Annotated in this window: 9 protein-coding genes; 7 read left to right on the top strand and 2 right to left on the bottom strand. The window is 73.8% G+C overall.

Going from position 1 to position 13,226, the window contains the following annotated elements; translation table 11 throughout:
• The first annotated feature begins 91 nt into the window (after window positions 1-91).
• Genes ACGF0D_RS12400 through ACGF0D_RS12390 form a run of 3 tightly spaced genes read left to right on the top strand, consistent with a single transcriptional unit; the run spans window position 92 to window position 3,136 of the window.
• Window positions 92-763 (top strand): HEAT repeat domain-containing protein, encoded by a 672-nt coding sequence (locus ACGF0D_RS12400; RefSeq protein ID WP_392915255.1) that lies wholly within the window; start codon window positions 92-94, stop codon window positions 761-763.
• Window positions 764-766: 3 nt separating this feature from the next.
• A complete protein-coding gene (locus ACGF0D_RS12395) occupies window positions 767-1,792 on the top strand; it encodes a MerR family transcriptional regulator (RefSeq protein WP_392915252.1) in 1,026 nt (341 codons plus the stop codon).
• Window positions 1,793-1,816: 24 nt separating this feature from the next.
• Window positions 1,817-3,136, top strand: coding sequence for an MFS transporter (locus ACGF0D_RS12390; RefSeq protein ID WP_392915249.1), 1,320 nt, complete (start codon window positions 1,817-1,819; stop codon window positions 3,134-3,136).
• 35 nt (window positions 3,137-3,171) lie between these two features.
• Here ACGF0D_RS12390 and ACGF0D_RS12385 read toward each other — a convergent pair whose 3' ends face one another.
• Complete coding sequence (locus ACGF0D_RS12385; RefSeq protein WP_392915247.1) at window positions 3,172-3,963, bottom strand: hypothetical protein; 792 nt, start codon at window positions 3,961-3,963, stop codon at window positions 3,172-3,174.
• Window positions 3,964-4,103: 140 nt separating this feature from the next.
• A complete protein-coding gene (locus tag ACGF0D_RS12380; RefSeq protein ID WP_392915244.1) occupies window positions 4,104-5,090 on the bottom strand; it encodes a LuxR C-terminal-related transcriptional regulator in 987 nt (328 codons plus the stop codon).
• A 336-nt stretch (window positions 5,091-5,426) separates the two neighbouring features.
• Here ACGF0D_RS12380 and ACGF0D_RS12375 point away from each other — a divergent pair, with 336 nt between their 5' ends.
• From ACGF0D_RS12375 to ACGF0D_RS12360, 4 genes are all read left to right on the top strand, one after another.
• Window positions 5,427-5,663: a hypothetical protein gene (locus ACGF0D_RS12375; protein WP_392915241.1), complete on the top strand. Its 237-nt coding sequence runs from the start codon at window positions 5,427-5,429 to the stop codon at window positions 5,661-5,663.
• A gap of 6 nt (window positions 5,664-5,669) precedes the next feature.
• Entirely contained in the window at window positions 5,670-5,933 is a 264-nt protein-coding gene (locus ACGF0D_RS12370) for a hypothetical protein (RefSeq protein ID WP_392915239.1), read from the top strand.
• Between the two features lie 241 nt (window positions 5,934-6,174).
• A complete protein-coding gene (locus ACGF0D_RS12365) occupies window positions 6,175-12,378 on the top strand; it encodes a DNRLRE domain-containing protein (protein ID WP_392915237.1) in 6,204 nt (2,067 codons plus the stop codon).
• 162 nt (window positions 12,379-12,540) lie between these two features.
• Entirely contained in the window at window positions 12,541-13,095 is a 555-nt protein-coding gene (locus tag ACGF0D_RS12360; protein ID WP_392876587.1) for a hypothetical protein, read from the top strand.
• Window positions 13,096-13,226: the final 131 nt, after the last annotated feature.

The raw sequence follows: 13,226 nt of genomic DNA, 5'->3' as shown, positions 1-13,226 counted from the left end.
ACCGCTCCCGCTCCCCTCGGCCCGGACCCGCCCGACCGCTTGACCTTGACACGGTGACAAGGACTTCACTGCGGTCCGGGAGGTGGTCCTGATGATCAGGCCGGAAGAGGACACGGAAACGACGCCGCTGCTGCGGGGGCTGGAGCACGACGACCCGTCGGTGCGGCTGCGGGCGGCGCTGGCCGTCGGCAGCCGCCCGCACCCCGGGTTCGTCGGCGGGCTCGTCGAGCGGTGCGCGGTCGAGCCCGAGTTCACCGTGCGCGAGATGCTCACCTGGGCGCTCACCCGGCACGAGGCCGCGGCGACGCTCCCGCTGCTGCTCGACGAGGTCCGGGCGGAGCGCGCCCAGGCCCGCAGCCAGGCCCTGCACACGCTGTCCAAGATCGGGGACCGACGGGCCTGGCCGGCGATCACGCCCGCGCTGCTGGCCGACGCCGACGACGAGGTGGCCCGCAGCGCCTGGCGGGCCGCGGTCGTGCTGGTACCCGACGGTGGGCAGCGCGACCTGGCCGTAGTCTTGGCGGCTCAACTCGGACGCGGCGGACGCGAGACGCGGCTGAGTCTCAGCCGGGCGCTGGTCGCGCTCGGGGAGGCGATGCTGCCCACGCTGAACGCCGCGACGACGGACCCCGACCCCCGGGTGCGCGCCCACGCACTCGCCACCGAACGGCTGTGGCACGACCCGGACGCCGGATTCGAGTCCGCGATCGAGGAGGCGAAGCGCACGGCGGTCTACGGTCAGGGCCGCCAGGAGGGACGGTAGGCAGTGTTGATCGGCGACGTCGCGCGGCGGTCCGGGGTCAGTGCCCGCATGCTCAGGCACTACGAGTCGCTCGGACTGGTACGGCCCACGGGGCGCACCGGTTCCGGCTACCGCCGGTACTCCGACGAGGACATCCGGCGGATCTTCCACGTCGAGAGCCTGCGGTCGCTGGGCCTGTCGCTGCGCGACGTCGGCCGGGCGCTCGACGACCCCGGCTTCGCGCCGGCGGAACTCGTCGACGACCTCATCCGCCGTACCCGCGAACGCATCGCGGCGGAGACGGAGCTGCTCACCCGGCTGCGGCGGATCGACGCCGCGGAGCCCGCCGGCTGGGAGGAGGTGCTGGGGGTCGTCGCGCTGCTCCAGGCGCTGGAGTCGAAGAGCCCGGGCGCCCGGCAGCGCGCCGCCCTGTCGGCGGGCGACGCGGCCCGCTCCGCGGGCGAGGACGTCGCGGTGCCGGTGGAGGCGCTGGTCGAGGCCGTGCTGGGCGAGTCCGACCCGAACGTCGCCGGCGCCCTGCGCTGGGCGCTGGCGCGGGCCGGCGGGGACGGGGCGGCCCTGCTCGCGGAGGGCCTGCGCTCGCCCGCGGCCGAGGTGCGCGAACGGGCCGTCCGGTCCCTCGCCGAGTTGCCGGACGCCGCGACGACGGCGCTGCTACGGGACGCCCTCGGCAACCCCGACGCCGTGGTCCGCAGGTACGCGGCCCTGGCGCTCGGGGCCCGCGGGGTCGCCGACGCCGTCCCGACGCTCGTCGACATGATCGTCGAGGCGGTGAACGACGCCGACGCGGCCGACGCGCTCGGCACCCTGGCGGGCGACCCCGCGCTGGCGGAGCGGATCGCCACCGGGCTGGTCGACCGCCTCGCCCACGACGCCGTCGGCCCGGACGCCCGCCGCCGCCTGGCCCAGGCGCTCGCGGAGGTCCCGGGCGGCACCACGGACCGCGCCCTCGACGAGCTCGCCCGGGACGAGGACCGTGCGGTCGCGCTCACCGCGACGTACATTCTCAAGCTGCGCAGCACGCGATAGTCGCGGGGCGGGGACGGGGGCGGAGTGACAGGGGCCGGGCGGTTCCGTCGGCAGCGGCGGCTGTTCCTCTCGGTGGCGATCGACACCTTCGGCTCCGGCGTCTTCCTGCCGCTGTCGCTGCTGTTCTTCGTCACCGTCCAGCACTTCCCGGCGGCCGCCGCGGGCACCGCCGTCACGGTCGGGTCGCTCGCGTCCTTCGCCGTCGTACCGCTCTGCGGGCGGCTGGTCCAGGCCGCGGGGCCCAAGACCTGTCTGCTCGTCGGCAACGTGCTGACCGCACTCGGGTACGGCCTGTTCTTCGCCACCGGGAACCTGGCCACGGTGGCGGCCGCCACCTTCCTGGTGACGGCCGCCGACCGGCTCTACGGCGCCGCCTGGCCGACCCTGGTCGCGCGGTTCGCCGAACCGGAGGAACTCACCGAGTGGTTCTCCGCGGTCACCGTGCTCAAGACGACCTCCCTGGGCGTCGGCACCCTGGGGGCGACCGCCCTGATGGCACTCGCCGGCGGCGACGGCCTGCGGGTCGCACTCGCGGTGAACAGCGCGAGTTCCCTCCTCGCCGCCGTCCTGCTGCTGGGGGTCACTGTGCCGGCCGCCGAGCGGCCCGGGCCCCGGGCGGCGCGCTCGAACACCCGGGCGGCGCTCGGCGACCGGCGCTTCCTGTCCCTGGTCGCGTCCCAGACGCTGCTGTCGGCGGCCTGGCTGATCCCGACGGTCGCCTTCCCGGTGTACCTGGTGGAGAGCCTCCACCAGGCGCCCTACTGGCCGACCGTCGTGGTCGCCGTCCGCTACGCCACCGCCACCACCCTGCAGATGCGGATCAGCCGCCGGCTCTCCGGCTGGAGCCGGTCCCGGGTGCTGCGCCTGTCGATCGGCGCGGTGGCCGCCGCCATCGCCCTGACCGCGGCCATCTCGACCGCCCCGCACCGCCTCCAGGGCCCGCTCGCCGTCCTCGTCGCGGCGATCCTGGCGCTCGCCGAGCTGGCCTCGAAGCCCACCGCGGCCGCGGCGGCGGTCACCATGGCCCCCAAGGGCGACGAGGGCCCGTACATGTCCCTGTTCCAGCTGACCTGGACGGTCTCCTACGCCGTCGGCCCGGCCGTCATCGGCCTGGGCCTGCAGAACCCCCCACTGCTCTGGACCGCCCTGTTCCTCTGCGTCGCCGCCAGCGCCCTCGCCCACCGCCTCCGGGCCCCGCTGCGGCAGCCGGCCCCGCCAAGTCCCGCTCCCCACCCGCCGGTTGAGGTCCGATCGACCCATCTCGGCTGCGGCGCCGGGGACTTGGACCAGGAGGCCGAATCGCAGCGACCTGCACCGGGAGCCGCCGGACGGCGATCACCCTGACCGACCCGCCCCAACCCCCGGGAAACCGCCGGACGTCAGCGCCGGACCGGCGGCCGCTCCACGAGCCCGAAGGCGCGCAACTGGTACGGGAGGGCGGCCGGGCGGCGCCACCGCAGGTCGAGGCCGCAGGCGCCGAGGATGGCGCCGAAGGCGTGCCGCATGGCGTCCTGGACGGCGGTACGGGCCCGGGCGGCCTGCTCGGCGGGGGCGGCGGCCAGGCGGCGGGAGGGGTTCCAGCGGAGGTCGGCGACGCCGGTGGTGTCGTCGCCGTCGTCGACGGGCCGGCACGGCGCGAGGGTGATGCCGGGTGCGTGCAGGTGGTCGGCGACCGGGAGGCCGGCGAGTGCGGCGGTGCGGCGCACCGCGCCGACGACGTCCGCGTCGATGCCGAGGTCCTGCGGGCGGGAGCCGGCCGGGGCCGAGCCGGCCGGGCCGGTGGCCGGGGCGGGGCCGCCGGCGCCGCCGACCCTGGTCTCGCCGTCGAGCCGGCCGGCCACGACCTCGATGCCGAAGGCCGGCAGGAACTCCGCCAGCGCGTTCTGCATGCCGGCGGTGACGACCCGTCGGGCGGCGGCCGCGGGCTGCCCGGGCTCCTCCATGGCGGCGGCGGCCGCCAGCCGGGGGCCGGGTTCCCAGTGCAGGGCGATCAGCTTGGCGCAGTCGTCGGAGTCGTCGTGCGGCCGGGCCGGGCGCAGTCGGACGCCGGGCCCGTGCCCGCCGTACCCGACGGGCAGGCCGGCCAGCAGGAGCGCCTCGGTGACGCGGTCGGCGAGCAGCGGGTCGATCCGGGGCCCGCTCAGGGACGTGTCCTCCGCAGCCGTGTCCACGCCGTCCTCCTCCTCAGGGCCACGGGCGGCGGCCGACCGGCTGCGCCCCGAGGGTACGGCGTACCCGGGCGGCCCGCCGGTGAATCCCGGAACCGGCCGCCGCGACGCCCGCCCGTCCGGCGGTCGGGCCCGCGCGGGCCCTACAACCAACCGCGCCGCGCCGTCTTCAGCCCGGCCTCGAAGCGGCTTGCCGCGTCGAGGCGTTCCATCACGGAGGCCATCTGCCGCCGTACGGTCCGCACCGAGACGCCCAGCCGCTTGGCCGCCGCGTCGTCCGTGAGCCCGGTGGACAGCAGCCGCAGCAGCTCGCGCTCCCCGGCGCTCAGCGTCAACGACGCCACCTCGTCCCGGTCTCCGCAGATCGGGACGGCGGTCTCCCAGGTCTGCTCGAACAGGGCGACCAGGGAGGCGACGATGCCGGGCTCCCTGGTGCACAGCGCGCCGGCCCGGGTGTTCTCCGGGTCGATCGGCACCACGGCCGTGCTCCGGTCGAAGACCAGCATCCGCGGCGGCAGCGCCGACGCGGTGCGCACCTCGGCGCCGAGGTCGGCCATCCAGCGGGCGTAGTCGAGGGTCTCCGGGGCGTCGTGGATGCTGTCCTGGTAGACGGTGCGCAGCCTGACTCCGCGTCGCAGGGCGTCCTCGTCGAGCGGGCGGGACGCGGCCAGGCTGGCCGCGGACTGGCCTCCGCCGGGCATCACCGCCAGGACCTCGGTGGTCAGCCGGGCGCTCAGCACCTCCAGCTTGTCCTGGATGGCGTCCAGGCCGAGCAGCCGCTCGCGGTCGGCCATCGGGGTGTCGGTCCGTACCTTCGCGTACTCCCCCAGGGCGCGTGCGACGGCGGCCTTGGAGGCCGCCAACTCCTGCTGGCGGCGCGCGAGTTCCTCTTCCTGGCGGCGCAGCAGGATCTCCAGTCCGCGCTCCGGGCTGACCGGCCGCAGGGTGCCGGGCCGTTCGCGGGAGGTCCGCAGCAGGGTGAGGTCGGCGAGCCGGTCGAGGGCTGTGCGCACGTCGGCCTCGGGGAGTTCGAGCCGCTCGCAGAGTTCCGCGACCCCTCCCTCCGGATCGGCGAGCATTTCCCGGTAGACGGCTTCCGCAGTGGCGTCCAGCCCCAGCAGTTCCAGCACTTCACGACCCCTGATCCCCGTGGACGATTCCGTATGCCCGGTCGGCCCGGAGCCGATCTTTCCTCCGGCCGGAACGCGATCGCAAGGGCATGATCCGGTCAACGCCCCACTCCAGGGGCGTCCGGGCCCCGGCAGGTCCCGCGGCGGGGCGGGAATCCGTCCCGCCGCCCCGCGCGATTTTGCAGCATGCTGCCTGTCCTGATCCTGCCCCCGGATTCCCTTCCCGTGGGGGGCCGCGAAAGGGAAGGATTCGCCGTGCGCGCAATGCACGAATTTCCGGACATCCAGAACTGCGGTCTCCCTCAACGCAGTTCCCGCACAGAACAGGACTCCGTCGTGGCCGTCCGTCCATTCGCCGCCGCTCTCCTGACCCTCACCATCGCCGGCGCCGCCGCCCCGGCCCTCGCCGCCGCTTCGACCGCCTCCGACGCCGCGCCGTCCGCCGTCCAGGGCACGGGCGGGTCGATCGGCTGGGACGTCCCCGGCGCCGACTCGATCGGGTGGGACACCCCGTCCCCCCGGTCGATCGGCTGGGACGCCCCGCCGGTCGACGACTTCGCCGGGCGGGTCTGACCTGCGGTGTTCGCGGTCCATCTGACCGTGCCGGCCGATGCCGCCTCCCCGTCGGGAGAGGCGGCGGCCGTGGAGGTCCAGGCCGCGCTGTGGGCGTGTGCCGGTCCGGGTGACGGCCTGGAGCACGTGCGCGCCCGCGCCGTGCCCGACGGCGTGGGCCTGGTGCTCTACGTCCGGGCCCCGGACGGGACGGCGGCCCGGTCGAGGGCGCAGGGCCTGCTGGACCGGGCGCTGACGGCCACCGGCCGGCTCCCGTCCGGCCTCCGCTAGTCGCGCCGACCGCCGGTTCCCGGCGGCGGTGACCCATCGTCACGCCCGAACGGTTTCCGCGCTTCCGGACGGTTTTCGACCGATCTCACCGGTCCGGAAAATTGGCCGATTCATTGCGCCGGCTTTACCCGAGCATATCTGACATGCACTCGGCAAGTCGGCTATGCCCCCCTTCCCCGACGCCCCTTCCCCTCCTTTCCGAACAGACCGAACAGACCGACCCGAACAGTCGAGGAGTTCCATGTCACGCCCCACGGGCGAATCACCACGGCACCGGACCGAAGCCGGCTCGCCGCCCCCCACCGCGCCACGCCGCCGCAACAGCGTGCTGCGCAACACCGCCGTCGCCCTCGCCGTGGTGCTCTCCGCCGAGGCCGCCGCCGTCATCATGACGACCGGTCAGGCCGTCGCGGTCACCCCGGAGCAGGCCCCGAAGCCCGCCAAGGCGCAGGGCCCCGCCGAGGCCAAGGACATCCCCACCGCCCACCTCAAGGCGCGGCTGGAGAACCGCCGGATCGAGGTGGTCGACGAGCGCACCGAGGCCACCACCACCTGGATCAACCCGGACGGCACCACCACCCTGGACCTCGCCACCGGCCCCGTCCGCTACAAGGACAAGTCCGGCAAGCTCCAGCCGATCGACGTCGACCTCGCCAAGCAGTCGGACGGCAGCGTCAAGGCCAAGGGCCACCCGCTGAACCTCTCCCTGGCCGGCGCCACCGCACCCGCCGCCGCGTCGAAGTTCAAGGCCGCCGGCGCCCCGGCGGGCGACCCGAAGGCCCCGACCACCCCGCTGGTCTCGCTGGACAACGGCCAGGGCACCGCCATGTCGCTGTCCTGGCGCGGCACCCTGCCCGAGCCCACCGTGGACGGCGCCAAGGCCCGCTACGCGAACGCGCTCACCGCCACCGACCTGGTCATCGAGTCCACCCGGACCGGCTTCGAGCAGTTCCTGGAGCTCAAGGACCGCTCGGCGGTGGCCGCCAACGGCAGCGTGACGCTCACCCTGGACGCGGCCGGCCTCCAGGCCCGGCAGAACCCGGACGACTCGGTCTCCTTCCTCGACCCGAAGACCGGCGAGGAGAAGGGCCAGCTGCCCGCCCCGGTGATGTGGGACGCGCAGGTCGACGAGCGCAGCGGCGACCACACCCGCACCGCGCCGGTCGCGCTGAAGGTCACCCAGAACGGGAACGCGATCGACCTGACGCTCACCCCGGACGCCGCCTTCCTGAACGACCCGAAGACCAAGTACCCGGTGACCATCGACCCGGCGGTCAACATCGGCGTCGGCTTCGACACCTTCGTCCAGGAGGGCTACGCCACCGACGTCTCCTCGCAGACCGAGCTGAAGCTGGGCAACAACGGCTCCGGCCAGGTGGCACGTTCATTCCTGCAGTTCCCGATGGCGAAGATCAGCGGGAAGCAGATCACCAGCGGCAAGCTCAACCTCTGGAACTTCCACAGCTGGTCCTGCACCGCGAAGAGCTGGGACGTCTGGGACACCGGCACCGCCACCACGGCGACCCGCTGGACGGCCCAGCCCGGCTGGAACAAGAAGTGGGCGACCTCCACCGCGACCAAGGGCTACTCCAGCTCCTGCAACGACGGTTGGGTGAACCAGGACATCACCAGCCTGGTCAAGGCCTGGGCCGCCAACGGCAACGCCAACAACACCCTGGGCATCCGGGCCACCGACGAGAGCGACCCGTACGGCTGGAAGAAGTTCAACTCCGGCAACGCGACGTCCAACACCCCGTACCTGTCGGTGACCTACAACACCCCGCCGGCCGTCTCCACCCTGGTCTCCCCGGCGAACGCCGCGCTGACCAACGACGCGACGCCGACCCTGTCCGCCAAGGCGACCGACCCCGACGGCGGCAACATCGCCCTGGACTTCGAGGTCTGGACGTCCAACGGCACCGCCGCCCTGCAGTCCGGCCGTACCGCCATGGCCGCCTCCGGCTCCACGTTCACCTGGACCCCGGGCACCGCGCTGCCGGCCGGCGCCTACAAGTGGCGCTCGCGCTCCTGGGACGGCACCGCCAACAGCGCCTGGTCCGCGTTCCGCACCTTCACCGTGGACACCACGGCGCCGGGCGCGACCACCGTCTCCTCCGGGGACTTCCCGGCCGGCCAGTGGTCGGGCACCCCGGACGCCAACGGCGACTACAGCGGCACCTTCACCTTCACCCCGCCGACCGGCGACGTGAAGGACCTCCAGTACAAGCTGGACGGCGGGGCCTGGGTCACCGCGGCCACCACCGGCACGCCGGTCAGCGCCAAGCTCACCTTCAAGGCGGGCTCCCACACCATCACGACGCACACCCGCGACGCCGCGGGCAACGTCTCCGCCGACAAGACCTACGCCTTCTACGCCGGCAAGGGCGCCGCCCTGGTCGCGCCCGGCTCGGGCGAGCGCCCGGCCCGCCGCACCTCGCTGCTGGCCGAGGGCAACAGCAACTACACCGGCGTGCGCTACCAGTACCGCCGCGGCGAGACGGACGCCTGGAAGGACGTCCCGGTCGCCAACGTCTCCACCACCGACGGCAAGGCGGTGGCCGCCTGGCCGTTCGCCGCCCCCGGCGGCAAGCCGGCCGCGCTGACCTGGAACATCACCGACACCCTGGCCGAGAACGGCCCGGTCGACGTCCGCGCGGTGTTCACCGACGGCACCGCCACCGACTCCACCGAGCCGAACACCGTCACCGTGGACCGCAACGCGGGCACCGCACCGGAGACCAAGGTCGGCCCGGGCGAGGTGAACACCCTCACCGGTGACCTCACCCTCGCCGCCACCGACGCCGAGGGCTTCGGCCTGCACGCCGAGCGCTCCTTCTCCTCCCGCCGGCCCGCCAACGGCTCGGCCCAGGAGGGCCAGGCGGCGATCTTCGGTCCGCAGTGGAGCTCCGGCACCACCGCCGAGCTCACCGACTCCGCCTACACCTACGTCCGCCAGACCTCGGCGACCTCCCTCTCGGTGGTCTCCTCGGACGGCTCCGAGGTCGGCTTCACCGCCACCGGCGCCGGCGGCTGGAAGCCCGAGCCCGGTGCCGAGAACCTCACCCTGACCGGCGCGTTCACCGGTGCCTTCACCCTGAAGGACACCGAGGGCACCACGGTCACCTTCGCCAAGGTCGACTCGGCCGCCACCACCTGGCAGATCTCCGGCTCCTCGCTGCCCAGCGACAACTCCACCACCTCGGTGGTCTCGGAGAAGGTCGTCGCCGGCGGCAAGACCCTGGCCCGCCCGAAGTACGTCGTCGCGCCGTCCTCGGCGACGGCCTCCGCCAACTGCGCGGCCGTGCCGTCCACGGCCGGCTGCCGGGTACTGGAGTACGTCTACGCCGACACCACCACCGCCACCGCGTCCGCCCTGGGCGACACGGCCGGCCAGGTGAAGCAGATCCGCCTGTGGTCCACCGACCCCGGCGCCGCCACCGCCACCGCCGTCGTCGTCTCGCAGTACGCGTACGACGAGCAGGGCCGGCTGCGCGAGGTCTGGGACCCGCGGATCAGCCCGGCGCTGAAGACCGCGTACGGCTACGACGCGGCCGGCCGGGTCACCACCGTCACCGAGCCCGGCGAGCTGCCGTGGACCCTGGAGTACGGCAAGGCCGGCAACGCCGCCACCGCCGGCGACGGCATGCTGCTCGCCGCCTCCCGCCCCACCCTCAAGCAGGGCAGCAAGGACGTCACCGACGGCACCGCCACCACCTCGGTGGTCTACGACGTCCCGCTGAGCGGCGCCAACGCGCCGTACCCGCTGGCGCCGTCCGACGTCGCGGCCTGGGGCCAGAGCGACGCCCCGACCGACGCCACCGCCGTGCTGCCGCCCGACGCCGTCCCGGCCACCCACGACGGCAAGGCGCTCGGCACCGCCGGCTACAACCGCGCCTCGGTGACGTACACCAACGCCTCCGGCCGCGAGGTCAACACCGCCACCCCCGGCGGCGGCATCACCACCACCGAGTACAACGCCTACGGCAGCCCGGTGCGGACCCTCTCCGCGGAGAACCGCATCCTCGCCCTGGCCACCACCGGCAACGACCTGAACAAGCTGCGCGCCCTCGGCATCGCCGGCCGCTCGACGGCCGACCGCGCCCAGGTGCTCTCCTCCACCTCGGTCTACTCGGCCGACGGCAAGCGCCTGGTGGAGCAGTTCTCGCCGCTGCAGCTGGTCACCCTGGAGCACCCGCTGGCCGCCTCCGGCACCAGCCCGGCCCTCGCGGCCGGCGACGAGGCCCCGGCCCGTTCCCACACCGTCAGCAGCTACGACGAGGGCCGCCCGGCCAACGCCGCGGTCAGCGACCTGGCCACCTCGGTGACGGTCGGCGCCCGGATCGACGGCTACGCCGCCGACGCCGACCAGCGCACCACCGCCACCGGCTACGACTGGGCCCAGGGCCTGGCCACCAAGTCCGTCCAGGACCCGGCCGGCCTGAAGATCACCACCGCCACCGGCTACGACGCGAGCGGCCGGGTGACCTCACAGAGCCGCCCGAACTCCACCGGCTCCGACGCCGCCACCACGGTGACCACCTACTACACCGGCACCGGGACCGGCGCCTGCGCCGGCCACCCCGAGTGGGCCGACCTGGTCTGCTCGATCGCCCCGGCCGCGCAGATCGCCGGCGGCGGCGCCAACCCGCTGCAGCTGCCGACGAAGACCTTCCAGTACGACCGCTGGGGCAACGTCGCGGTGCAGACCGAGACCGCCAACGGCGTCACCCGCACCACCACCCGCGGCTACGACGCGGCCGGCCGCCCGGTGAAGATCTCGACCAGCGGCGGCACCGGCACCACGGTCGCCGACACGGTGTTCGGCTACGACCCGGTCAACGGTGAGCTGACCACCACCACCAACGGCAAGACCACCATCACCCAGGGCCACGACAAGCTCGGCCGCCCGGTCTCCTACGACGACGGCGCCGGCAACGTCACCACCACCGAGTACGACAAGCTCGACCGCCCGGTGAAGAAGTCCGACTCGGTGCCGTCCACCATGACCTACGGCTACGACACCGCCAAGGACCCGCGCGGCCTGCCCACCTCGCTGACCGACTCGGTGGCCGGCACCTTCACCGCCACCTACGACGTCGAGGGCCGGCTGGTCACCCAGACCATGCCCGGCGGCAACACCCTGACCAGCACCTACGACAGCCAGGGCGTCCAGACCGGCAAGACCTACACCAACCAGGCGGGCACCGTCCTGCTGGCCGACACCGCCGACTTCACCGTCCACGGACAGCAGGCCGGCCGCACCCAGTCCGACGGCAACAGCACCACCAGCGGCTACACCTACGACGCCACCGGCCGCCTCACCAAGGCCGCCGACAGCACCGGCCTGGCCTGCGCCACCCGGACGTACGCGTTCGACAGGAGCAGCAACCGGACCAACCGCACCAGCGTCACCGACGACTGCGACCCGGCCACCGCCGACGCCGTCACCCAGGCCGAGAACCACGGCTACGACACCGCCGACCGCCTCACCGACACCGGCTACGTGTACGACGCCTTCGGCCGCACCACCGCCCTGCCGAAGGGCACCCAGGTCGGCTACTACAGCAACGACCTGGTCCGCACCGAGACCCTCGGCGACACCCGCAGGACCTGGGACCTGGACGCCTCCGGCCGCCTCGCCGTCTCCACCACGGAGACCAAGGGCACCGACGGCACCTGGGCCGTCACCGCGCAGGACACCAAGCACTTCGACGGCGGCAACGACAGCCCGACCTGGTCCAAGGACGCGGCCGGCCGACTGACCCGCAACGTCCTGGACCTGACCGGCCAGCTCACGGCCGCCACCGGCACCGACGGCGGCGCGGTCCTGCTGCTGACCAACCTGCACGGCGACGTGTCCGTCCAGATGTCCCCGGACGGCACCGAGGACCTCGCGGTCTACCACTACGACGAGTACGGCAACGTCGTCGACGCCACCGGCTCGACCGACTACGGCTGGCTCGGCGGGGCACAGCGCGAGACCGACAGCGTCTCCGGCCTCTCCCTGATGGGCGTGCGCCTGTACGACGCGACCACCGGCCGGTTCCTGCAGACCGACCCGGTCCTGGAGGGCTCGCCGAACGCCTACGGCTACCCGGTCGACCCGATCACCATGGACGACCTGACCGGCATGTCCTGGCGGAAGAAGTGGGTCGCCAACTTCAGCCGGGCCGAGGGCAACACCATCGGCGGCCTGCTGATCGTCTCCAGCAAGGTCTCCAAGGGCATCTCCAGCATCCTGAAGAAGCTCCCGCACATCGCCGCCCGGGCCGCCGGCTGGGTCCTGTGGGCGCTGTCGTACCTCATGAAGAGCATCGGCAAGAAGTTCATCAAGTGCGCCAACAAGCGGGGCAGCCACGGGGTCCGGTTCACCTTCGGGATCTGGGACTCCAGCCACTGGCTGGTGCCGGACTACCCGACCTACCGGGTGGACCCGCGCTACTGAGCCGGGTGCGAAACCCGCTGACGTTCCACTGACGCAAGACAGGATGCAGGACAGGTGAGGCCGGGCCCGGGGGATGTTCCCCCGGGCCCGGCCGTCTCCGTGCGTCGGTGATCGTTTTCGGGCGTAGGCTCTCGGCTGATCACAGGGGCAGGAGAGGAAGACATGGGCCAGAAGATCATCCGGTTCTCGGACCTGACCGGCGAGCACGTGGAGAGCGACGGGGACCTGGTGCGGGTGGTGGTGCTGCAGCATCCCGACCTGACGGACGGCCCGGTCGAGATCGACGCGCTCGCCGGGGAGTTGGGCGGGGTGCGGGAGCTGGCGCTCGACCTGGTCACGATCGAGCTGCACCACCCGGACCGGGCGGAGCCGCAGACCGTGGTGATGGAGGCGGCCACCTTCGACCGGCTGGCCTCGGCCGCGCCGATGGCCGAGGTGCTGCGCGGCGCCAGGCCCGTCTCCCGGGCCTCGGCATCCGAGGCGGCGACCGCCGTCGGCCGGGACCGGGTCAACTACGCGAGCCTGGAGCACGCCGGACGGCCGCACAAGGGCCGTACCACGGAGGCGGAGAAGCAGCTCGTCCAGCAGAACCTGGACAGGATCAACGAGCGGCTCGCCGCCGAGGGCGTCCGCACCATCGACCCGGAGAACGTCGAGCACGCGACCCGCTACGGCCTGGACGTCCTGGCCCGCGAGACCGGTGTGATGTTCGGCTGACCGGCCCGGGGGGGGCGGGCCCCCGGGGGGGGGGCCCCCCCGGGGGGGGGGGCGGCGCCCCCCCGGGGGGGGGGGGGCGGCCCCCCCGGGCCGCGCGGGGCAGGGACTTTGGTAAAGTGCCGGGGGGCCCA

The sequence above is a fragment of the Kitasatospora sp. NPDC048298 genome, from assembly GCF_043201465.1.
GTDB lineage: Bacteria > Actinomycetota > Actinomycetes > Streptomycetales > Streptomycetaceae > Kitasatospora.
Note: the sequence above shows the minus strand (reverse complement) of the source record. Positions and strands in the feature narration are given on the sequence as shown.